Consider the following 20,800-nt stretch of genomic DNA (forward strand, 5'->3'; position numbering starts at 1 on the left):
CAGCACCTTAAAAATCCGGGCAGAACGGGTTTTTTACATGAGGCAGTTACATGAACCTGCAAGATAAAGTGATCGTTATTACTGGAGGAGGCCAAGGACTAGGCCGAGCAATGGCCCTCCATTTAGCGGAGAAAGGCGCTAAACCAGCATTGATTGATATGAATCCACAAGCTTTGGATGAAACAGTGGGACTTTGTCTGGAAAAAGGAATAGAAGCACGAGCCTATGTCGCCAATATCACCAATGAAGAGGCCGTCGCCGAAGCGTTCGACAGTATCATCAATGACTTTGGCGCTATCCATGGACTGGTAAACAATGCCGGGGTCACCCGTGATGCTATGTTTATCAAAGCAAAAGACGGGGAAGTGACTAAACGCATGTCATTACAACAATGGCAGATGGTCATTGATGTCAATCTGACCGGTACCTTCTTATGCGGCAGGGAAGCAGCAACCAAGATGATTGAATCAGGCTCTGAGGGTGCAATCATCAACATATCAAGTATTTCCCGAGCAGGAAATATAGGACAAACCAATTACAGCGCTTCCAAAGCAGGTGTCGTAGCATTAACCACAACCTGGGCAAAGGAGCTTGCACGCTATGGTATCCGCACAGGAGCTATTGCACCGGGCTTTATCGGCACGGAAATGGTTATGAGTATGAAACCTGAAGCTCTCGATATGATGACAAAAGGGATTCCAGCCAAACGAGTGGGAGAGCCCGACGAAATTGCTCAGGCAGTAACCTTTATACTGGAAAATGACTACTTCAGTGGTCGAGTGATAGAAGTAGACGGAGCCCTTCGTTTATAGCCATTATTTATATAGCAACAATGGCAATTAAAGATTGGCAGCTTAATCTATTAGCGGTCTGAGTTGCTAGTAAGTCGATCGAAAAGCCAGCGCAGGAAGCATTGCCACGGTAATGTCCAAATAAATTGCATCCTGGCTTTTTTTATTATTCCCTTCCAATTGTTTCTGTTACAGTCACAGCATGAACACAGACTCTCCGGATATTGACGAAAAGCGTCGAATGATCTGGCAATCTTTAGCCGCAGTACCTGCCGGGAAAGTAGTCACCTATGGCCAACTGGCTCAGCTGGCAGGACTACCGGGTTACGCCCGATTCGTCGGAGCTACTTTGAAGCGACTTCCCAAAGATACGCAACTACCCTGGTTCAGGGTTATCAATGCCAGTGGCAAAATAAGCTTTCCCGAAGCCAGTGATGCCTACAAGCGGCAGCGCCAACGGTTACAGGAAGACGGCATTACGGTAAAGGATAATCGCGTCTCTTTAAAACACTACCAATGGTCTCCCTGATGAATCAACAACAGGCTTAAACTAATCAGCACCAACACCGGACAGCAACATCAGTTCTTTCAGCGTTTCCACCAGATCCTGAGTCGGAGATTGCAGCTCAGCCACATCAAGCTGTCCCGACTCTATTAACTCCCTTACTGTAACAGCATTCCAGTCAACCAGGACCTGCCCTGTCCGCTCACTCGTAACTTTTAGCTGCGGGTCTCCCCTTTCCAGCCATGCATCAATAACATAACTCATCAGCACACTCTCCTTGCCAGTTGAAAACACGGAACACCCAGCATGGATTTAAACAGAGCACTCCGAAAGCAAGGCATTACGAGATGGTGAGAGCAATACTAATAACACCTACACGCAAATGCAAGTAATTATCATTTAGATTTATATTTTTTAAGAAGAGATCCTGCAAGCTGCTTGCGATTCTTTTTCCTGGCATCCTCCATTCCAGGGAGCAACCCAGAACAACATAATCATTCCAGGTACTGCGATAAGCGCACAAATCAGGAAAAATTGGGTATACCCCATCGACTCAATCAAAAAACCGGTACTGGCATTGGCAAAGGTCCTTGGGATACTGGCTAAGCTGGTAAAGAGCGCCAACTGTGTGGCAGTGAATCGCTTATCAGATAAACGAGCTATAAAGGCAACAAAGGCAGCAGTCCCTAATCCAACTCCAAAATATTCAAAGGCGACAACGGCAAACAGTGCTGAGAGGTTGTTTCCGATCTCTGCCAATGCAGCAAAGCCAAGAATAGAAATGACCTGAACGACACCAAAAATCCACAGGGATCGATTAATACCGAGCTTTATCATGGCAACGCCGCCCACCAGCCCACCAACAATAGAAGCCCCCAGAGAAGCCCCTTTTGCCACGGTTCCTATCTCTGTTTTAGTAAACCCCAAGTCCAGATAGAAAGGAGTCGACAGCGCAGTAGCCATGCTGTCTCCCAGCTTATACAAAAGGATAAAGGCTAAGGCAGCCGCCGCCTGTTGGACCGTACCTCGATTAAAAAACTCGCGGAACGGCTCGACTACCGCATCTCGCAGAGTCAATGGTGTAGATTCAGTTTGCGGTTCCGTCACCCTCAGACTGGTCAAAATTCCAACTAACATAAAGGCAGCAACAACCAAGTGAACCGTTTCCCAGGGTAATTGATCTGCCAAAATCAATGCCAGAGAGCCAGGAACCAGACTGGAAAACCGGTAGGCATTAACAAACATCGAGTTGCCCAGGCCTAGTTCCTTATCGGGCAAAATTTCCCGACGATAGGCATCCAGAACAATATCTTGAGTAGCGCTAAAAAGAGCCACAGCAAAAACGACATACGCTACTGAACTGATTGACTCGGTTGGATTGAATATTGAAAAAGCAGCGATTGAGAGGAAGAGGCCCATTTGAGTAATCAGCATCCAGCCTCGACGACGACCAAACAACGGCGGCACATAACGATCCACGACTGGAGACCAAAAAAACTTCCAGGTATAGGGAAAAGCAACCAGTGAAAATAATCCGATCGTTTCAAGGCTGACTCCCTCATCCCTGAGCCAGGCCGGTATCAACTGATAAAGGATGTACAATGGCAAACCAGACGAAAAACCCGTCAATATACAGATCAGCATACGTCGGTTAAATATCGCTTCTTTAAATCCTTGATCCAATTCAACAGGCTCCGTTTAATGGGTCGCTTAAGGGATGTTTATCAATCACGAAAGTTAGTAAACTGCAGTGGTAAATCGATATCAGATTCCCGCAGCATCGCCATCACAGATTGCAGGTCATCACGTTTTTTGCCGGCAACCCTTACCTGATCCCCCTGAATGGCTGTCTGGACTTTAAGCTTCTTCTCTTTAACCATTTTGATGATTTTCTTCGCATTAGGCTGGTCCAACCCCTGCTTAAGCGTAATGACCTGACGCGCTTTGACACCACTGAGGTCAGCAGGTGCCACGTCGAGACATTTAACATCTATCTTTCGGCTAACCAGCTTACCCTTCAAAATATCAATCATCTGCTGGAGTTGAAAATCAACATCAGCAGTTAAACTAATCTCAGATCCATTTAATTCGAAGGAAGCAACGACTCCCTTAAAATCAAATCGAGTAGAAAGTTCTCTTTTCGCCTGGTCAACCGCATTCGTAACTTCATGCATGTCAAGCTCAGAAACAATATCAAACGATGGCATCTAAAAACCCTCCTTCGGGACGCTGCGGCCGATAACACTGCTAAATGATGAAACACCTTTGGGCGCAACTAGTGGTAAAATACGCAATAATAGATTGGTCGGGCGATTCTATACCAGTTCTGCCCCCCATTTCATCTGCCCGGAAAATTGAGTGGCAGCCCGTTTACCCGTTGCCATTCCACGGACACTGATTTCTGAAGTTGATACCTGTTATGACTAGCCCTGATTCTGAATCTTCTGACACACATACAGCTGATGTCAGCGCCCCTGATCACCTTTCGGTTGAAAAAACCAGCTGGCACATACTAGGCGCCGGAGCCATCGGAACACTGTGGGCTAATTACCTGATGCGCAATGAAGTGCCGGTTACTCTGCTTTGTCGCACGGCGGAGCAACTGGATTCCTTTTGGGACAATCCCTTTCTAACACTTATCAGCGAAAGTCGACGCCACAAGTATCAACCTGATACCGAACATATTGAAGTAGAAACGCCTATTAGTCACTTGCTGGTGACTACTAAAAGTTACGATTGCGGGGACGCGATTGACAGCGTCTCCCATCGCATTGATCAGAATACCGTAGTGGTTATTCTTCAAAACGGAATGGGGCCACAGCAGGAAACGGCAAAACGTTTTCCAAACACCGCTATCTATGCAGGAACCACCACTGAAGGTGCCTACAGAACGGGCCCGCAGCAGGTTGTCCACGCAGGTAAAGGATATAGCTGGTTTGGACCCATTAATGAAAAAGCCCAGCAACTGGGACAAGCTCCTGTTTCAGCATTACTGAACCTTGAACTGGACAGTCATTTTGATCCTGCAATTGAAATCCGGCTATGGCAAAAACTGGCTATCAATTGTGCCATCAATGGCTTAACTGCTGTGCATGATTGCAACAATGGGGAGCTGGCAACAAACCCTCGATTGCATCAGCAAATGATTAAGCTTTGTGATGAGTTTGAAATCGTCGCCCGCCAGCTGACGCTGCCGTTTAATCAGCCTCTATTTGATAAACCCATCATAGAAGCGGCAACAGCCGTTGCCCAGGCAACCAGCAGCAATTTTTCTTCGATGCTTCAAGATATTCGTCATCAGCGAAAAACTGAAATCGACTTTATTAACGGTTTTATTTGTAAAAAAGCAGCAGAACTGAATATTGAAGTACCCCACAACCAGAGACTTCTTAAACAGGTTCATGAACTTAATACAGCGCTCTAGAACAAAGGGCTGTACTCTTCAAAACGGAAGAAAATCACTGCCAAATAAATTTCACTTCTCCTGCTCTACCTTTTTCCTGCTCTAATAGAGATCAGAAACAAGTATAACCCTGCACAACAACCTACAAATAGGCTATTGTTCGCCCTTTGTAAGACTCAAGGTTAAGCTCAAAATAACCACACAGGATTGAAATGATGGGAAACCGGCTTTCAAAGATTTATACCCGTACAGGTGACAGTGGCACCACAGGGCTGGGCGACGGCTCGAGAATTGACAAAGATGACTGCAGAATTGAGACAATCGGCGATATTGACGAATTAAACAGCTGCGTTGGCCTGTTAATTTGCGAGTTGGAAGACAAGGACTGTCTGCGTTCTTCATTGGAGGAGGTCCAGCAAAACCTGTTCAACCTGGGTGGTGAACTATCCGTCCCCGGTTATGAATTAATTTTGGACCAGCATATTGCTGATTTGGAAGCATTGTTGGATGAACAAAATCAAACCTTACCACCATTAAAGGACTTTATACTCCCTGGCGGTAACCGAGCTGCGTCAGTCTGCCATCTGGCGCGGAGCGTTTGTCGACGCGCTGAGCGCCGTCTGGTATCACTGTCCAAACAAACAGAAGTAAGGCCTCAGGGGCAATCTTATTTGAATCGATTATCTGATCTGTTATTTGTCTTCGCCCGCATCATTGCGAGACAAAATGGTGGCTCAGAAGTGCTCTGGCGCCACCGCAGTGAAAATAAATCCTGAGGGAACAGATCCTGAGGCTTAGCATTTGGCAGCCACTCCCCACTAAGTGTCCATCCTGTTAAATGATCACAGCCATCAAAACAGCCATCTCGATCACTTCAACCAGGGCGCCGGCGGTATCACCTGTGGTCCCGCCGATTCGTCTTATCATCAGATGCCGCAGGGCAATGAAAAACAGCAAGGTCAATAACAGGACCTGAAAACCAATTTCACCCAGTAGCATAAGACTGACTGAAAGAATAACCAGCAAACAGGTACATGCACCCACTGACAAGTGCTGAGTTAAAATTTCTCCCAGTCCCCCTTCCCGAACATAGCGAGTCGTCAGGAACAACAGCAACAAAGTTCCTCGGGCCACGACAGGAGCCAGAACCAACCCTATAGGATACGATTTAATCAGGTTCTCAATAGCTGCATATTTAATCAACAGTAATAACACCAGTAAAGTCACCGCTGCCGGGCCGCAGGTCGGGTCTTTCATTAGCGCTAATGTTCTCTCTTTGCTGCCGAGACCACCAACCCAGGCATCAGCGCTGTCTGCCAGACCATCCAGGTGCAGCCCACCCGTCAACAGGCACCAGACGGCCAATAAAAGTGCCGCTTGAATGCCCCATTGATCTGGCCATAACCAATTGAAGACAACTTGCATCATCCAAATCAGCCCCCCCATCACCACTCCGACCAGCGGGTAATAGAGTATCGATTTACCGACAATGGAATTATCTACCACACCGATATTCGGCATCGGAATACGGGTCATAAATTGCATCGCGATGATTATCGGCTGCAGCCAGACAGGACAGCTCAGCGCTTTATGATCGGTCATAGTTGACTATCTCGCTCAAACGGTTAGTAAAAACAACCTCCGACACAAGCGGACCTTCCGATTGCTGCTGGTAAAGTTCGATTCTAGACAGGCTACCGTATGCAACGCTAATTTGTCGCATCGCCTGTAATGGCATTTGCAGCAGATAACTGAGCAGAATTCGAATAACACCGCCATGACTAACCCATAAGATTCGCTGGCCATCAAGTTGCCGGTGCAAGTCATATAGCAGACGTACAACACGATCACGCATTGTCCGTAAGGGCTCTGCACCCGGAGGAGTATTAACCTCAGGGTCCTGCCAAAAGGCTAATACCGCTGATTGCTGTTGCTGCCAAACTTCAGCAGTGCCCTGGCCATCCCATTCACCAAAGTCCAATTCAATCAATCTTTCATCAACGACTAATGGTCGCTGAAGCCTTTCAGACAACTCCTGTGCAAAGCCCTGACAACGCTGTAATGGAGAGCTGTATATGAGATCCCAGCTGCCACCTTCAACAGCTTTTAACATCTGTGTCCTGCCCTCAGGACTTAAGGGAGAATCGGTGCGTCCACGGTATATATCACCATCTTCACATATACCATGCCGCAACATATCAATACGAGTGGGAATCATACCAGGGTCTCTTTTCGCCAGAACAAATCCGACAGATACTATATTGAACAACAGTCTTTTGAAAACCCCTTCCTTTTCGAGTATCTTGACGGCTATTGTTTGATGCCCCGTCAGGAGAGACCTCCTGACATGGATATTTCCAAAATCGCTGTACACAGTTTCTCTTTTTTATTTCGAGAGGGGAAGCCACTCTAATATGGCAAGTACAACTCTTATATAGAGCAGTACATTTTTATTAGAAACGATAAGTGTCGGTACGATTTGGGCACACTCGCTGAAGCCATAGACATTCGGGATCACTCTCTTAAGTCTTAAATTTCAGCTATTTGTTAACCAATGTTTGAGGAATACCTGTGGATCATTTTACTGTGGTAGTAGTCATTGGGGCCTCCACACTCCTGCTCGGTTTGGTAATCGGCCTGATAATCGGTCGTTCCGGTTCTGACAGACAGCAATGCGAATCACTAAAAAGTCAGCTGGACTCAACCTCGAGTGAACTAGCAGAATATAAACGAAATGTCAGCGAGCACTTTACCCGCACTGCCGATCTGGTAAACACCCTGACAGAGAGTTATCAGCAAGTTCACCACCACCTTGCACAGAGCGCCAATCAGCTTTGTGACGAAGAGTTGCTAACCCATAGGCTGCAATCGCCGTTGGCGGAACAGGCACTACCGGAGCAAGCGGATGAATTGGAACCCCCCCCTAAATCAGCGGGTAAAGATACCCCTCAGAAAGCTTCTACCGATGGCGCTCAAGCGGTAGAACCGCCAAAAGATTACGCCCCCAAAACCGACCCTGACGCCGAAGGGACGCTGTCAGAGAGCTTTGGATTAAAGCCTGGGGAAGAAGAAGCCCTTGAGCATGATCCCTCAAAAACAGCAGACCACGCAAAGAGCTGACGATACTAGTCAGACCCGTGAATAGTCCAACAGACCAGTGAATAGCATCCGACTCTTCACTGGTTCTTTTAAAACTGTCTGCTGTTCTCTCCATGGCACTGAACCCAGCGAACCCAGGAGCCCCTGAGTACAGGCAGTCACACCGGATTTTCAATATCAATAAATTGGTGCTCGATACCAAATTCCTTTGCCAGATAGCCCCCTAAAGCCTGCACTCCATAGCGCTCAGTCGCGTGATGCCCTGCTGAATAGAAGTGAATTCCGCTCTCACGTGCAGTGTGTACCGTTGACTCAGAGACTTCCCCGGTAATATAGGCATCCAGCTCCAATTCAATAGCATTTTGAATATACCCCTGGGCAGACCCGGTACACCAACCAACTCTCTTAATCACTTTGTCGCCACCGGCAATGTGCAGCGGCTTTCGCCCTAATACCTGCTCAATCACCTGAGAGAAAGCCTGACTATCAATTGCCTCCGGAAGCTGGCCATAAAGCCCTATGCTATTCGCTTTATCGGGTTCAAGCCCACCTTCTACAGTCAAGTTCAAACGCTGTGCCAGCTGCGCATTATTGCCAAGCTCCGGGTGAACATCTAATGGTAAGTGGTAAGCCAGCAAACTGACATCAGCCTTCAATAGTGCAGCCAGTCGCTGTTTTTTCATCCCTTTGACACAGGGGTCTTCACCTTTCCAAAAATAACCATGGTGCACCAGTATGGCATCGGCTCCCACCTCTAAAGCCCTGTCTATCAAGGCCTGACACGCCGTAACCCCCGTCACAAGCTTAGCAACAGTACTGCGTCCCTCTACTTGTAATCCATTGGGACAGTAATCGTTAAACTGTTCAGGTTGCAGTGTTTGGTTCAATGCCCGCAGCAGGGCTTCCAGGGAAACTGACATTGCCATTCCTTCCTATAATTAATTGATTCATAAAAGCCTACGAGCTACGTATAATGGCCGGAATTAAATATACCACTGATAAATAGACTATTGATAAATACTCTACTGCGGTCTCATTCTGAAAGTGGTAAAGACTCTACGTGGCAAAGATTCTAGGCTGAGACCCTGATGCGAAAATTAACAACTTTTATAATCTGGCCCGTCATCGCTGGTATTCTGGTTGCTTTCACCATGCTGGTTCTATTTCCACAATGGAACGCCCCAAGCATACAAACGGTGCAGATTAATCAGGTTCAATCCAAAGCGTTAACAGCACCACTGCGCTCTGGTCCGGTTTCTTACGCTGAGGCCGTTAATAATGCTGCGCCAGCTGTGGTTAATATTTACACCAGCACACGCGTCCGTCAAAAAACAAATCCTTTGATGGAAGACCCCCTCTTCAAAAAATTCTTTGATATGGAGCAGATGCCTCAACGAGAACGGATTCAGTCCAGTCTGGGTTCTGGTGTTATTTTCAGCTCCCAGGGATATGTTCTGACCAACAACCATGTTATTGAAGGTGCCGATACTATTGTTGTTGCACTCAAAGATGGCAGGGAATCCCAAGCAGAGGTAATTGGAACAGACCCTGAGACTGATTTGGCCGTACTGAGCATCTCTCTGGAAGATCTTCCCGCTGTTACTCTAGCGTCATCCGATGATATCGCTGTCGGTGATGTTGTACTTGCGATAGGTAATCCCTTTGGTGTAGGCCAAACAGTAACCATGGGAATTATCAGCGCAACCGGCCGAAACCAACTAGGCATAAACACTTTTGAAAATTTCATCCAAACCGATGCCGCTATCAACCCAGGGAACTCGGGAGGTGCGCTAATTGACGCCTATGGCAATTTGCTGGGCATTAACACCGCCATTTTTTCTCGTTCCGGTGGTTCCCAGGGAATTGGCTTTGCCATACCATCCAATCTGGCCAGAAAAGTACTGCAGGAAATTATCGAAAATGGTCGCGTTGTGCGAGGCTGGCTCGGTATCGAAATACAAGAACTCACACCTCGCCTGGCCGAGTCCTTTGGGATAGAGGACAGGAACGGATTGATTATTGCTGGAATCTTCCGCAACAGTCCTGCTCACCAGGCGGGTATGCAACCAGGTGATATTTTACTCAGTATTGACGGAGCCCCGATTGTCGATTCTCGTTCAGCAATGAACCAGATAGCGCAAACGAAACCGGGTATCGAGCTAAGAATGGAAGTTCTACGAAATGATAAAACCGAGAGCTTCCAGGTGCTCATAGGTGACCGTCCACCCAGTCGTCGCTGAAGCAATCACGCCCCCTCATCGGGAATCGAATGTCACTCTTCGATTCCCGACGAAGCAATCGCAGTACAACACACAGCACTACAAATCGATCAGCACAATCGAATCTTATTGGTCAGCCCTCTTTGATGATCCGATATTCAGCCGATCGAGCATGAGCAGTCAGACTTTCCCCTCTGGCCAGTACTGAAGCGACTTTCCCCATCTCCGATGCACCCTTGGGTGAAAACTGAATCAATGAGGAACGCTTCTGAAAATCGTAAACCCCTAAAGGCGAAGAGAAACGCGCAGTCCCTGAGGTCGGCAAAACATGATTGGGGCCAGCACAGTAATCCCCTAAAGCTTCTGCCGTATAACGCCCCATAAAGATAGCACCTGCATGACGAATTCGAGGTAGCACCTGTTCCGGGTTTTCGATAGATAACTCCAAATGTTCTGGCGCAATACGGTTGGTCAATTCTATGGCTTCATCAAGACTATCGACCAGAATCAAAGCTGCACGATTGACCAGGGATTCTCGAATAATCGGCTCTCGTTCCATTGTCGGCAGTAGCTTGTCGATACTGAACTGTACCTGATCAATAAAGTCAGCATCGGTGCTGATCAAAATGGGTTGTGCATCTTCGTCATGTTCTGCCTGAGAAAACAAATCCATTGCAACCCAATCAGGGTTTGTCTTTCCGTCACACACTACCAGTATTTCAGATGGACCAGCAATCATATCAATGCCAACCAACCCAAAAACAGCACGCTTAGCTGTGGCAACATAAATGTTGCCCGGACCAACGATCTTATCTACAGAAGGAATGGTTTCAGTCCCATAGGCCAAAGCAGCAATCGCCTGGGCTCCGCCTATGCAGAAAACACGATCAACACCAGAAAGGGCAGCCGCCGCCAGAACTAATGGATTCAGTTCAGCATCCGGTGTCGGCACAACCATGACAATTTCACTAACTCCAGCAACCTTTGCCGGGATAGCATTCATCAAGACCGAAGAAGGGTAAGATGCTTTACCACCAGGAACATAAATACCAACACGATCCATTGGAGTCACCTGCTGTCCCAGCAAGGTGCCATCAGGTTCAGTATATTGCCATGAATCCTGTTTCTGGTGCCGATGGTAATCTCTAACCCGCTGGACCGCAGTATCCAGAGCATTACGCTCGTCTTCTGAAATAAGGTCTAACGCTTGTTGCAGCTTTTCTTTACCCAATTCCAATTCAGAGATAGAAGATACATCAAGCCGATCGAATCGATTGCTGTAATCGACAACAGCCTCATCACCTCTCTTTTTTACGTTTTGGAGTATCTCAGTGACAACATTGTTTACAGCCCCATCAGAAACCGATTCCCAAGCTAATAAACGGTCCAACTTGAGATCAAAATCTGGATCTGAATATTTCAGCCGAGTCACATTCAATTGATTACCTGTCATGCCCGAGCCTCTGCCAGCTTACCAGCCTCAACCGCTTGCTCCAATTGATCAATAATTTCCTGAATCTGCTGGTGTTTCATTTTCATCGCTGCCTTGCCAACAACCAGCCGAGTACTCACAGGCGCAATCATTTCCAAAGGCTCCATACCATTGGCCCGGAGTGTATTTCCAGTATCAACGATATCAACAATGCGGTCAGCCAATCCCATAATGGGAGCCAACTCCATAGCACCGTATAGTTTGATAATATCGACCTGAATACCTTTTTGGGCATAATACTGTTTGGTAACATTCACAAACTTGCTGGCGACCTTTAATCGGCCGTTAACAGGCTTACTGTTAACCATACCCGCCGTCATCAGCCGACATCGGGCAATATTCAGGTCTAAAGGCTCATACATAGCCTTACTACCGTATTCCATCAGCACATCTTTGCCCGCCACACCCATGTCCGCAGCGCCATACTCTACATAAGTAGGGACATCTGTCGCCCGAATCACCAGCAGTTTGATATGCTCATGATTGGTATCAAATATAAGCTTACGGCTTTTAGAGATATCTTCCGTTGGGCAGATATCCGCCTGAGCAAGCAAAGGCAGTGTTTCTTTAAGAATTCGCCCCTTGGACAATGCGATGGTAATCGGTTGTTTCATGCTTAATGGACTCTATTTATCACAGGCTGTCTGACTTATTACGTTATGTTGCTGATATACCCTTTCACTTACTACTGGACTGTCAAAGGAACATTCAGCAATCAGGAAGGAACTCGACGAATCTTTGCCCCCAGCAACTGCAACTTTTCTTCTATACACTCATAACCACGGTCAATATGATAAATACGTTCGATGACTGTTTCACCTTCAGCCACCAGTGCAGCGATAACCAGGCTTGCGGAAGCGCGTAGATCAGTTGCCATGACCGGCGCTGCTTTAAGATTATCCACTCCCTGGATGACAACAGCATTACCTTCTATCGATGCATTGGCACCCATTCGGACCATCTCCTGAATGTGCATAAAACGGTTTTCAAAGACAGTCTCCCTGATCATCCCAACGCCCTCAGCAATCGCATTCAAGGCAGCAAACTGAGCCTGCATATCAGTAGGAAATGCAGGATAAGGAGCGGTCGTCATATTAACAGATTTGGGGCGCTTCCCCTTCATATCCAAAATAATCCAGTCATCCCCGGCTTCTATTTCAGCCCCCGCCTCTTCAAGCTTAAGCAAAACAGCTTCAAGAATATCCGGTCTGGTGCGCTTAACCTTAACACGACCACCAGTAGCCGCTGCTGCCACCAGATAGGTTCCGGTTTCAATTCGATCTGGCAGTACCGAGTAACGGCACCCCTTAAGCGATTCAACTCCCCGTACGGTAATCGTATCGGTGCCATGACCGGTAATTTCGGCTCCCATCGCAATCAAACACTCGGCAAGATCAACCACCTCTGGTTCTTTTGCCGCATTTTCTATGACCGTTGTGCCATCAGCCAAGGTCGCAGCCATCAGGATATTTTCAGTACCGGTTACCGTGACGGTATCAAGGAACACATGCGCACCCTTGAGTCGGCCATCAGTTTTGGCAAGAATGTAACCGTCTTTCACTTCGATGCTGGCCCCCATCGCTTCCAGCCCACGAATATGAAGATCCACAGGGCGACTACCGATAGCACAGCCACCGGGCAACGAAACCTCTGCTTCTCCAAAATGTGCCAGCATAGGCCCCAGAACCAGGATCGAAGCCCGCATGGTTTTCACCAGCTCGTAAGGGGCAATCAGTGATTTAATCGTAGATGCATCAACTTCAACGTTCAGCTTTTCATCAATCATGACTTCCACGCCCATACGACCCAGTAGCTCGATCATCGTGGTAATGTCATGTAGATGAGGAAGATTACAGACAACAACCGGCTCATCCGCCAGAAGAGTTGCTGCTAAAATCGGCAATGCAGAGTTTTTAGCACCGGATATACGAACGTCGCCGTCCAGCCGGGCGCCGCCCTTAATGATCAATTTATCCATGAGTTATTCCGGTCTGAGCATATTTACTGAAAATATGCGGTCTTTCTATCATTTCTGAATTCAATGGTTATGAATGCGATGTTTCTGAATACAGTGTTTCTGAATACAATAGCCGAAGGATGTTCGTTTCGCGACTATCGATCTAGTCGGCACTATTTTGTCGCTCTCTGCTGATTACTAAAACAGAGCAGCCACAAGTGGAACAGTCTAAAACAATGCAGCAGAGTCTACCCAATCAGTATTATCAGCATGCTCAAAAGGCAATCAGCCTTCCTGCGCCTGCCATTGCTCTGGTGTATAGGCGCGGATTGTCAACGCATGAATGGTACCATTAGCAATCTGATCTGATAAGCAACCATAAACCAGCTGCTGTTTCTTAACAGGCGTCAACCCGCTGAAAACCTCACCTACAACGGTAACCCTAAAATCACAACCTTCACCTTCGGTAATCACAGTACAGCCCTGAAGCTGCTGCTCTACAAGCTGTTTGACCTCGTTTGCTTGCATGTTTTACTCCACAAATATTGTCTTACCCTGTATGGGCGATTAATAGATCAGACTGATTATGATAAAGAAAGTGGCCAGCAAAGGCCAAATCTGACAGTCTGCTCGCAACGATGATGCTGATCAGCTAACAGCGCAAACTGCCAACCTCACCAACCAAATTCACCAGGCAGCCTCATCAAGCAGCCTCATCAAATAACTCGCTAAGGTCACTCATTCGAGCGATAGCTACAAGCTCCGATGGAATCGCAGTAAATTTCAGCACCACCCCAAGTGCTCTGGCCTTACGGCGCCAGCAAAGCAGCAAACTCAACGCAGAGGTATTGACCTGAGTCACGGTGGAAAAATCAAAGCAACAGCAATGGGCCTGCCCGGAAGCAGGAGTCTGCTGAGAAGCCTTCTCCAGATAGCGCTCCCCTTCTTCCCTTAGAGCCACAACGGTTTTATAGTTGATGGCACCATCAATTCTCCAGCCACCCTCTACGGCTACCAACTTTGCGCCCACGTTCTGACTCCTTTAACCAGGGTTCAGGCTCTATAGCCTCTGGTATTTACCCCTTTAATGCTCAACTCACCAAACCATTGAATTGGCCAGATCACTTCAGGCCTATTCGCTAACTTTGTTGAACAGGAATTTACCAATTAATTCTTCTAGTACAATCGCGGACTGAGTATCGTCAAACTCATCGCCATCTACCATATTCTCTTCATCAGCTCCTATGGAAATTCCAATATACTGCTCACCTAATAGCCCGGCAGTCAGAATCGAGACTGAACTATCTCTTGTCAGGAAATCATATTGAGGCGCTATCTCCATCTCAACCAAAGCTTTTATAGCTTCTGAATCCAGGGTAATCGCCGTTACTTTACCAATGGTCACCCCTGAAATAGTGACTTTTGAACGTACCGTCAAGCCACCGATATTTTCAAAACGGGCGTAAACTTTATAGCCTTCTGCCCCGGACGCCAGACTTAATCCACTGACATTTACTATCAGAATCACCAATGCCAGGAAGCCTGCCAGTATAAAAGCCCCAACACTCAACTCCATCGTTCTCATGCGCATAATTACAGATCTCCAAACATTAGCGCTGTCAACAAAAAGTCCATTCCAAGGATCGTCAGTGACGAGTACACCACTGTCTTCGTCGTCGCCTGGCTAATTCCTTCCGAAGTAGGAACACAGTCATAGCCTTGAAATACTGAAATCCAGGTCACAAGATAACCGAACACAACGGCCTTAATAATCCCATTGAGCACATCTTCCTCAAAACTTACTGCAGATTGCATATTGGCCCAGAACGAACCTTCATAAATACCAAGCCAGTCAACACCGACCAGCAATGCGCCCCAGACGCCAACAACGCTAAAAATCATCGTCAATAACGGCAGCGCGATAAAACCGGCCCAGAAGCGCGGAGCGACAACCCGCCGAAGAGGATCAACACCAATCATCTCCATACTGGACAGTTGTTCAGTCGCTTTCATCAAGCCAATTTCTGCCGTTAAGGCAGAACCCGCCCTGCCAGCGAACAATAATCCGGCCACCACAGGAGATAACTCTCGAACCAAACTAAGGGCAACCATTTGCCCGACTGCCTGCTCTGACCCGAAATCGACCAAAATGGTATAACCCTGCAAACTCAGAACCATTCCAATAAACAAGCCTGAAACCACAATAATGATCAGCGATAGAACACCAACAAAGTAAAGCTGCTTTATCAGTAATGGAAAACTTGTCCGTGGATTCGGAATGGCTATCAGTGCATGCAACAAAAAAATAAACGAGCGACCCAAAGCCGCTAGTTTAAGCAGGCCGGTACGGCCCAGCGTTTCTATCCGGCTGATCATAGCTCCCCCCCTACAAGATCCTGAAAATAGTCTTGCGCCGGGAAGTGAAAAGGAACCGGACCATCCGGTAAACCCTGCATAAACTGTTTCACTTTAGGTGAGGTGTCAGCCAGCAGTTCCTGAGTGGTGCCCTGGGCTACAACATGGGTATCAGCAATCAGGTAAATATAATCAGCAATGCTTAACGTCTCCTGGATATCATGAGACACCACTATACTGGTATGGCCTAAGGTCCTGTTCAGTGTCTTAATAAGCTTCACCAGCACACCCATAGCAATAGGATCCTGACCGGTGAAAGGCTCATCGTACATTAAGATATCAGGATCCAGAGCGATAGCACGGGCCAAAGCAACTCTTCTGGCCATCCCGCCAGACAACTCACTGGGCATCAACTCAACGGCCCCTCTTAAACCCACTGACTGTAACTTCATATACACCAGGTCGCGAACCATATCTTCCGGCAGATCCGTGTGAACCCGCAACGGAAAAGCGACGTTTTCAAACACAGTAAGATCAGAGAAAAGTGCACCACTCTGAAACAACATGCCCATGCGGGAGCGAATATCAAACAATGCGGACCGACTCAGGCGGGGGATATCCAACCCTTCTATCTTAATAGATCCGCTATCGGCCCGAACCTGACCACCAATCAATTTCAGCAAAGTTGTTTTGCCGGTACCACTCGGCCCCATAATGGCAGTCACCTTGCCCTTAGGAATACGAATGTTGATATTATCGAAAATCAGGCGCTCACTTCTGGAGAAGCTCATACCTTCTATATCAATAATGATGTCGTCTAACTGGTCCATGTATGCCCGTTCTCAGCCCTTAGATTTCGGTTGGTTAATAACACAGAGCGTTTACTGTCGCAGGCATAAAGTAACTCTGCCTCACGTCATATTTGCTACGTAGCGCGCTGGGGCCGCTACTATAGCATCTGTCGAATGTATTAGGGTAGTTGATTGATGATCCTCAAGGCAGCATATTACTTCGTCTATACCTGGCGGAAACAACCTCGATCAGCTGGAAACGGTGCAATTAGCAGATGACTTACTTGCGTCCCTCCCTTCCTCTCTATACATTAGCGCCTTTCCATCATTTACCAGCGAGTAAACAATGACCGAGATGCTTTATCCTGTAGCCGCTATTGTTACGGGCTTTCTTGTTTTGATATGGAGCGCCGATCGTTTTGTCATTGGTGCAGCCGGAGTCGCTAAAAACCTCGGTATGTCGCACATGCTTATCGGCCTGACCGTAGTATCCCTGGGTACTTCGGCCCCTGAGATGCTGGTATCTTCGATCGCCGCCTATACCGATGCTGGAGGGCTGGCAATTGGTAACGCTATCGGATCTAACATTGCCAACATAGGTTTGGTTTTGGGCGCAACTGCACTCATCGCCCCCCTGCCGGTAAAGACGGGTCTAATGCGGAAAGAACTCCCCTTACTGGTGGTGATTACTCTTGGCTCGGGACTCATTTTATGGGACGGGCGATTGGATAGAATGGACGCCACGATCCTATTAATCGGCTTAGCAGCCTGCTTATTTTTGTTTGCACGCTTTCAACGTTATGCCGACCCATCAGAAATTCAACACGAAGAAGAAGAACTTCCAGATATCAGTCAACTCAAGGCGGTAATCTTATTATTAGTCGGTCTGGCTTTATTGGCAGGCAGCTCTCGCTTGCTGGTCTGGGGGGCTACCGAGATCGCTACACTGATGGGGGTCAGTGAACTCATCATTGGACTGACTATCGTTGCGATTGGTACCAGCCTGCCCGAACTTGCAGCCTCTATTGCCAGCGCTCTAAAAGGGCATCATGATATCGCTATTGGCAATATTATCGGTTCAAATATATTCAATTTACTGGCTGTTATGCCTCTGCCTGGATTGATTCGACCGTTTGACTTCGATACAGCTGTACTCTGGCGAGACTTTGCCGTAATGGTGGCACTAACACTACTGTTACTTGTATTTGCCAACGTAACCAGCAAGGGAAAAGTCAGTCGACCAGAGGGAATCCTGATGCTGACAGGCTATTCAGGTTATTTGGGCTTGCTTTATATGATGTCAGCAACGTAATGTTTACCGTATTAACGTGGCTACGGTGCTTCGGCAGCTACACGTCGAAAGTACGATATTGATAAGCAAGTACCAACTTTACCAGCAAGTATCTAATTGATCATGATCAGAACAGAAGCATTCATCCAGTCAGCACTGCGCACCATTGAAGTTGAGAGCAATGCAGTTCGCGACTTAGGCAACAGTCTTGACAGCAGTTTTAGCCGTGCCTGCCAGTTGATTCTGGATTGTACTGGCCGTGTAATCGTCACAGGAATGGGAAAGTCAGGTCATATTGGCAAAAAAATAGCCTCCACTTTTGCCAGCACTGGCACCCCCTCTTTCTTTGTTCATCCTGGAGAAGCCAGCCACGGCGATCTTGGAATGATCACTGATGGTGATGTTATAGTCGCACTCTCCAACTCCGGAAAAACAACGGAAGTCGTCACTCTACTCCCTCTCATAAAACGTTTGGGTGTACCACTTATAAGCATGACAGGCAATCCCGACTCGGTGCTATCCAAGTTTTCCGAAGCCAACCTTGATATCAGTATCAAGGAAGAAGCATGCCCCCTCGGACTCGCTCCCACATCCAGTACCACTGCAGCCCTGGTTATGGGTGATGCACTAGCAATTGCCCTGCTGGAAGCTCGCGGATTCAGCGCAGAAGACTTTGCCTTTTCCCACCCGGGCGGGGCACTCGGCCGCAAGCTACTGCTAAAAGTTAAGGATTTAATGCACGAAGGAGACCTGCTTCCTTCAGTTACTGAGTCAACAAGCCTTAAGGATTCGCTGATTGAGATAAGCAACAAACGCCTGGGAATGACTGCTGTTGTGAATCAGCAGGGCATATTAACGGGTATTTTTACTGATGGAGACTTGCGCCGAACGCTGGACCAGGACCTGGATCTAAAGAACACGCCAATCTCTAAGCTGATGACGGGGAACTGCACAGTAATATTTCCTCAATTGCTGGCCGCTGAAGCTCTTCATATCATGGAAGAGAAAAGAATCAACGGACTCATTGTCGTGGATGATAACCATCGACCAGTAGGTGCGCTCAACATGCATGATCTGCTGAGAGCTGGCGTTATTTAACCCGATCAGAACCGAGAACGGCGACCTCCTATGCAAAATCTCGATGCACTTCTCAAACCGATCCGACTATTGATTTTGGATGTTGATGGCGTACTTACTGATGGTCGACTCTACTTTGGCCCGGACGGAGAAGCCCTGAAAACCTTCAACACTCTAGACGGTCACGGTATAAAAATGCTTCAGTCAACCGGTGTCGAAGTAGCCATTATCACAGGCAGAAATAATCCTGCAGTAGCCCGCCGGACTTCAGATCTCGGAATTAAGCATCTTTATTCAGGCCGCGAAGATAAAAGAGCAGCCCTTGATGAACTTTGGGCTGCCAGTGGTTACAGTTCGGCAGAAAGTGCCTTTATGGGGGATGACTGGCCGGATTTATTAGCCATGTCAGCGGTCTCTTTTGCGGCGACTGTCCCCAATGCCTGCGTTGACGTACTTGAGCGATCCCACTGGATCTCGAAGAAGAAAGGAGGTGAAGGAGCCGTTCGAGAGCTTTGCGAGCTTATTATGAAAGCTCAGGATACCTTTGATACCGCCCTTATGCCTTACATTCAAGGCTATCTTAAAACCCGGGATGATTGCTGTTAAAACGAATAACAAATAAAGTCCGCAATAAATACTCATAGCACATGAGTACGATAAACCAGCAATACAACACAGCCAACACTGAAACCAGCTAAAGAGCAGATATGAACAGACGGAAATTAAAACTGCTACTTAGCCTCGTGGCCAGTATCCTGATACTTGGCTATTGGGGGTTTCGTGAACCTGAATACCAGAGTTCCGGGCTTTCCTCCGATCAGGCGGACAAAGAAATTGACGGATTTATTATCGGTGCCGTCTCTGTAGAATATGATAAACAGGGGAACCCAAAGCAAGAGCTTGTATCCAAAAAGATGACTCACTACCCTCGCTCGGACCGGACTCTGTTGGAAACACCGGTTGTTCTTGTCCATCGGGATACCAAACCACCCGTTCAAATCAAAGCAAAAGAAGGGGAAATAGGCCCAGGCGGCACCGAGATTTTTTTACGCCAGGAGGTATTCATGGTAGAGCAGACGGCAGATGGATTTAGTCTTGAAACCAGCTACTTAAGACTGGTTCCCGACAACGACTATGCGGAAACGAATGCAGCTGTTACTCTGCGACATAGATCCGGGGAGATGCGCTCAAAAGGGCTAAAAGCATTTTTAGCAGAAGACCGTATTCAACTGCTGAATAACGTAAGAGGAACCCATGAATCACGATAAAGACCAAGGCAAAAGCATCGTTCGTCATTGGCTATCGATACTGACAATAACAAGCTTGGCCCTTTTTCCACAGACCGCTCAAGCACTGCCTGACGATAAAGATCAACCGATACAGCTGGCAGCGAACAGCGCCGAAATGGACGACAAGAAAGGGATTTCGGTTTACATCGGGAAGGTCTTTCTGAAGCAAGGCAGTCTTGAAATTGAAGCCGACAAGATCACAATCTATTCCGACGAACAGGGCGTTAAAGAGATCGTTGCCATTGGCGGTCCTGTCAAGTTTCGACAGCAACCCAAAGAAAAAGACCCTATAACCAAAGGCTTTGCCAGTAAAGTCGAATATCATGCTGATACAGATCAGGCAATATTCACAACTAATGCAAAGCTGGTTCAGGGAGGGGATGTTATCACCGGCGATCAGATTAAATTTGATATTGAAAAGGACGTCGCCACCGCCAGCAGTCAGGGTAAGAACAAACAAGTTGAGATGGTTATCCAGCCTAGAAAAAACAAGAAAACCGCCAAGCAGTAATTAAGAGGTTATTAAAAAGT

At 47.4% G+C, this 20,800-nt stretch carries 25 protein-coding genes; 11 read left to right on the forward strand and 14 right to left on the reverse strand.

Features of this window, described 5'->3' with window-relative positions; genetic code table 11:
• Positions 1-50: 50 nt before the first annotated feature.
• Positions 51-812: an SDR family oxidoreductase gene (locus BGP75_RS18275; RefSeq protein WP_076720307.1), complete on the forward strand. Its 762-nt coding sequence runs from the start codon at positions 51-53 to the stop codon at positions 810-812.
• A gap of 181 nt (positions 813-993) precedes the next feature.
• Complete coding sequence (locus tag BGP75_RS18280) at positions 994-1,320, forward strand: MGMT family protein (protein WP_304441981.1); 327 nt, start codon at positions 994-996, stop codon at positions 1,318-1,320.
• 21 nt (positions 1,321-1,341) lie between these two features.
• Here the strand turns inward: BGP75_RS18280 and BGP75_RS18285 are convergent, their stop codons facing one another.
• The 3 genes from BGP75_RS18285 to BGP75_RS18295 all read right to left on the reverse strand — a co-directional run bounded on the left by BGP75_RS18285 (position 1,342) and on the right by BGP75_RS18295 (position 3,503).
• Positions 1,342-1,560: a hypothetical protein gene (locus BGP75_RS18285; protein WP_076720309.1), complete on the reverse strand. Its 219-nt coding sequence runs from the start codon at positions 1,558-1,560 to the stop codon at positions 1,342-1,344.
• A 150-nt stretch (positions 1,561-1,710) separates the two neighbouring features.
• Positions 1,711-2,979 carry an AmpG family muropeptide MFS transporter gene (locus BGP75_RS18290; RefSeq protein WP_076720310.1) on the reverse strand — a complete coding sequence of 423 codons (1,269 nt, stop codon included), beginning with the start codon at positions 2,977-2,979 and terminating at the stop codon, positions 1,711-1,713.
• A 41-nt stretch (positions 2,980-3,020) separates the two neighbouring features.
• The gene (locus BGP75_RS18295) at positions 3,021-3,503 is read right to left on the reverse strand and encodes a YajQ family cyclic di-GMP-binding protein (protein WP_076720311.1); all 483 of its coding nucleotides are present in this window, start codon (positions 3,501-3,503) and stop codon (positions 3,021-3,023) included.
• A 212-nt stretch (positions 3,504-3,715) separates the two neighbouring features.
• Here BGP75_RS18295 and BGP75_RS18300 point away from each other — a divergent pair, with 212 nt between their 5' ends.
• Both BGP75_RS18300 and BGP75_RS18305 read left to right on the forward strand, forming a co-directional pair.
• Complete coding sequence (locus BGP75_RS18300) at positions 3,716-4,720, forward strand: ketopantoate reductase family protein (protein ID WP_076720312.1); 1,005 nt, start codon at positions 3,716-3,718, stop codon at positions 4,718-4,720.
• 191 nt (positions 4,721-4,911) lie between these two features.
• Positions 4,912-5,475 carry a cob(I)yrinic acid a,c-diamide adenosyltransferase gene (locus BGP75_RS18305; protein WP_369832135.1) on the forward strand — a complete coding sequence of 188 codons (564 nt, stop codon included), beginning with the start codon at positions 4,912-4,914 and terminating at the stop codon, positions 5,473-5,475.
• A gap of 58 nt (positions 5,476-5,533) precedes the next feature.
• Here BGP75_RS18305 and BGP75_RS18310 read toward each other — a convergent pair whose 3' ends face one another.
• The gene (locus tag BGP75_RS18310) at positions 5,534-6,301 is read right to left on the reverse strand and encodes an adenosylcobinamide-GDP ribazoletransferase (protein WP_083704907.1); all 768 of its coding nucleotides are present in this window, start codon (positions 6,299-6,301) and stop codon (positions 5,534-5,536) included.
• Positions 6,288-6,917: a histidine phosphatase family protein gene (locus tag BGP75_RS18315; RefSeq protein ID WP_076720411.1), complete on the reverse strand. Its 630-nt coding sequence runs from the start codon at positions 6,915-6,917 to the stop codon at positions 6,288-6,290. The genes BGP75_RS18310 and BGP75_RS18315 overlap by 14 nt, the downstream gene beginning before the upstream one ends.
• Positions 6,918-7,270: 353 nt before the next feature.
• Here BGP75_RS18315 and BGP75_RS18320 point away from each other — a divergent pair, with 353 nt between their 5' ends.
• Positions 7,271-7,819, forward strand: coding sequence for a YhcB family protein (locus BGP75_RS18320; protein WP_076720314.1), 549 nt, complete (start codon positions 7,271-7,273; stop codon positions 7,817-7,819).
• Between the two features lie 137 nt (positions 7,820-7,956).
• Here the strand turns inward: BGP75_RS18320 and BGP75_RS18325 are convergent, their stop codons facing one another.
• On the reverse strand, positions 7,957-8,718 hold the full coding sequence (locus BGP75_RS18325; RefSeq protein ID WP_076720315.1) for a Nif3-like dinuclear metal center hexameric protein: 762 nt from the start codon (positions 8,716-8,718) through the stop codon (positions 7,957-7,959).
• 168 nt (positions 8,719-8,886) lie between these two features.
• Between BGP75_RS18325 and BGP75_RS18330 the strand changes: the two genes are divergently transcribed.
• Positions 8,887-10,038: a S1C family serine protease gene (locus BGP75_RS18330; protein WP_076720316.1), complete on the forward strand. Its 1,152-nt coding sequence runs from the start codon at positions 8,887-8,889 to the stop codon at positions 10,036-10,038.
• 112 nt (positions 10,039-10,150) lie between these two features.
• Here BGP75_RS18330 and hisD read toward each other — a convergent pair whose 3' ends face one another.
• The 8 genes from hisD to BGP75_RS18370 all read right to left on the reverse strand — a co-directional run bounded on the left by hisD (position 10,151) and on the right by BGP75_RS18370 (position 16,651).
• Positions 10,151-11,470 carry a histidinol dehydrogenase gene (hisD, locus tag BGP75_RS18335; protein ID WP_076720317.1) on the reverse strand — a complete coding sequence of 440 codons (1,320 nt, stop codon included), beginning with the start codon at positions 11,468-11,470 and terminating at the stop codon, positions 10,151-10,153.
• Positions 11,467-12,123 carry an ATP phosphoribosyltransferase gene (gene hisG / locus BGP75_RS18340; RefSeq protein WP_076720318.1) on the reverse strand — a complete coding sequence of 219 codons (657 nt, stop codon included), beginning with the start codon at positions 12,121-12,123 and terminating at the stop codon, positions 11,467-11,469. The genes hisD and hisG overlap by 4 nt, the downstream gene beginning before the upstream one ends.
• Positions 12,124-12,224: 101 nt before the next feature.
• A complete protein-coding gene (gene murA / locus BGP75_RS18345; RefSeq protein ID WP_076720319.1) occupies positions 12,225-13,487 on the reverse strand; it encodes a UDP-N-acetylglucosamine 1-carboxyvinyltransferase in 1,263 nt (420 codons plus the stop codon).
• 264 nt (positions 13,488-13,751) lie between these two features.
• Positions 13,752-13,994 (reverse strand): BolA family protein, encoded by a 243-nt coding sequence (locus BGP75_RS18350; protein WP_076720320.1) that lies wholly within the window; start codon positions 13,992-13,994, stop codon positions 13,752-13,754.
• Between the two features lie 175 nt (positions 13,995-14,169).
• Positions 14,170-14,496, reverse strand: a complete 327-nt coding sequence (locus BGP75_RS18355) for a lipid asymmetry maintenance protein MlaB (protein ID WP_076720321.1) — start codon at positions 14,494-14,496, stop codon at positions 14,170-14,172.
• 102 nt (positions 14,497-14,598) lie between these two features.
• Entirely contained in the window at positions 14,599-15,057 is a 459-nt protein-coding gene (gene mlaD, locus BGP75_RS18360) for an outer membrane lipid asymmetry maintenance protein MlaD (protein WP_076720322.1), read from the reverse strand.
• Between the two features lie 2 nt (positions 15,058-15,059).
• On the reverse strand, positions 15,060-15,842 hold the full coding sequence (mlaE, locus tag BGP75_RS18365) for a lipid asymmetry maintenance ABC transporter permease subunit MlaE (RefSeq protein WP_076720323.1): 783 nt from the start codon (positions 15,840-15,842) through the stop codon (positions 15,060-15,062).
• The gene (locus BGP75_RS18370) at positions 15,839-16,651 is read right to left on the reverse strand and encodes an ATP-binding cassette domain-containing protein (RefSeq protein WP_076720324.1); all 813 of its coding nucleotides are present in this window, start codon (positions 16,649-16,651) and stop codon (positions 15,839-15,841) included. The genes mlaE and BGP75_RS18370 overlap by 4 nt, the downstream gene beginning before the upstream one ends.
• A 307-nt stretch (positions 16,652-16,958) precedes the next feature.
• On the opposite strand from BGP75_RS18370, the gene BGP75_RS18375 reads away from it, so the two are divergent.
• From BGP75_RS18375 to lptA, 5 genes are all read left to right on the forward strand, one after another.
• The gene (locus BGP75_RS18375) at positions 16,959-17,924 is read left to right on the forward strand and encodes a calcium/sodium antiporter (protein WP_369832137.1); all 966 of its coding nucleotides are present in this window, start codon (positions 16,959-16,961) and stop codon (positions 17,922-17,924) included.
• Positions 17,925-18,026: 102 nt separating this feature from the next.
• Positions 18,027-19,001 (forward strand): KpsF/GutQ family sugar-phosphate isomerase, encoded by a 975-nt coding sequence (locus BGP75_RS18380; RefSeq protein WP_076720325.1) that lies wholly within the window; start codon positions 18,027-18,029, stop codon positions 18,999-19,001.
• 30 nt (positions 19,002-19,031) lie between these two features.
• A complete protein-coding gene (locus BGP75_RS18385; protein WP_076720326.1) occupies positions 19,032-19,586 on the forward strand; it encodes an HAD family hydrolase in 555 nt (184 codons plus the stop codon).
• A 101-nt stretch (positions 19,587-19,687) separates the two neighbouring features.
• Positions 19,688-20,248, forward strand: coding sequence for an LPS export ABC transporter periplasmic protein LptC (lptC, locus tag BGP75_RS18390; RefSeq protein ID WP_076720327.1), 561 nt, complete (start codon positions 19,688-19,690; stop codon positions 20,246-20,248).
• The gene (gene lptA, locus BGP75_RS18395; RefSeq protein ID WP_076720328.1) at positions 20,235-20,780 is read left to right on the forward strand and encodes a lipopolysaccharide transport periplasmic protein LptA; all 546 of its coding nucleotides are present in this window, start codon (positions 20,235-20,237) and stop codon (positions 20,778-20,780) included. Before lptC ends, lptA begins: the two co-directional genes overlap by 14 nt.
• Positions 20,781-20,800 lie beyond the last annotated feature (20 nt).

It is taken from the genome of Motiliproteus sp. MSK22-1 (assembly GCF_001968815.1).
Taxonomy (GTDB): Bacteria; Pseudomonadota; Gammaproteobacteria; order Pseudomonadales; family Balneatricaceae; genus Motiliproteus.

Excerpts from the sequence above, each read along its gene's own strand:
- BGP75_RS18275 (WP_076720307.1), top strand. The coding sequence starts at position 51 with ATGAACCTGCAAGATAAAGTGATCGTTATTACTGGAGGAGGCCAAGGA.
- BGP75_RS18280 (WP_304441981.1), top strand. The coding sequence starts at position 994 with ATGAACACAGACTCTCCGGATATTGACGAAAAGCGTCGAATGATCTGG.
- BGP75_RS18285 (WP_076720309.1), bottom strand. The coding sequence starts at position 1,560 with ATGAGTTATGTTATTGATGCATGGCTGGAAAGGGGAGACCCGCAGCTA.
- BGP75_RS18295 (WP_076720311.1), bottom strand. The coding sequence starts at position 3,503 with ATGCCATCGTTTGATATTGTTTCTGAGCTTGACATGCATGAAGTTACG.
- BGP75_RS18300 (WP_076720312.1), top strand. The coding sequence starts at position 3,716 with ATGACTAGCCCTGATTCTGAATCTTCTGACACACATACAGCTGATGTC.
- BGP75_RS18305 (WP_369832135.1), top strand. The coding sequence starts at position 4,912 with ATGATGGGAAACCGGCTTTCAAAGATTTATACCCGTACAGGTGACAGT.
- BGP75_RS18310 (WP_083704907.1), bottom strand. The coding sequence starts at position 6,301 with ATGACCGATCATAAAGCGCTGAGCTGTCCTGTCTGGCTGCAGCCGATA.
- BGP75_RS18315 (WP_076720411.1), bottom strand. The coding sequence starts at position 6,917 with ATGATTCCCACTCGTATTGATATGTTGCGGCATGGTATATGTGAAGAT.
- BGP75_RS18325 (WP_076720315.1), bottom strand. The coding sequence starts at position 8,718 with ATGTCAGTTTCCCTGGAAGCCCTGCTGCGGGCATTGAACCAAACACTG.
- BGP75_RS18330 (WP_076720316.1), top strand. The coding sequence starts at position 8,887 with ATGCGAAAATTAACAACTTTTATAATCTGGCCCGTCATCGCTGGTATT.
- hisD (WP_076720317.1), bottom strand. The coding sequence starts at position 11,470 with ATGACAGGTAATCAATTGAATGTGACTCGGCTGAAATATTCAGATCCA.
- hisG (WP_076720318.1), bottom strand. The coding sequence starts at position 12,123 with ATGAAACAACCGATTACCATCGCATTGTCCAAGGGGCGAATTCTTAAA.
- murA (WP_076720319.1), bottom strand. The coding sequence starts at position 13,487 with ATGGATAAATTGATCATTAAGGGCGGCGCCCGGCTGGACGGCGACGTT.
- BGP75_RS18350 (WP_076720320.1), bottom strand. The coding sequence starts at position 13,994 with ATGCAAGCAAACGAGGTCAAACAGCTTGTAGAGCAGCAGCTTCAGGGC.
- mlaD (WP_076720322.1), bottom strand. The coding sequence starts at position 15,057 with ATGCGCATGAGAACGATGGAGTTGAGTGTTGGGGCTTTTATACTGGCA.
- mlaE (WP_076720323.1), bottom strand. The coding sequence starts at position 15,842 with ATGATCAGCCGGATAGAAACGCTGGGCCGTACCGGCCTGCTTAAACTA.
- BGP75_RS18370 (WP_076720324.1), bottom strand. The coding sequence starts at position 16,651 with ATGGACCAGTTAGACGACATCATTATTGATATAGAAGGTATGAGCTTC.
- BGP75_RS18375 (WP_369832137.1), top strand. The coding sequence starts at position 16,959 with ATGACCGAGATGCTTTATCCTGTAGCCGCTATTGTTACGGGCTTTCTT.
- BGP75_RS18380 (WP_076720325.1), top strand. The coding sequence starts at position 18,027 with ATGATCAGAACAGAAGCATTCATCCAGTCAGCACTGCGCACCATTGAA.
- BGP75_RS18385 (WP_076720326.1), top strand. The coding sequence starts at position 19,032 with ATGCAAAATCTCGATGCACTTCTCAAACCGATCCGACTATTGATTTTG.
- lptC (WP_076720327.1), top strand. The coding sequence starts at position 19,688 with ATGAACAGACGGAAATTAAAACTGCTACTTAGCCTCGTGGCCAGTATC.
- lptA (WP_076720328.1), top strand. The coding sequence starts at position 20,235 with ATGAATCACGATAAAGACCAAGGCAAAAGCATCGTTCGTCATTGGCTA.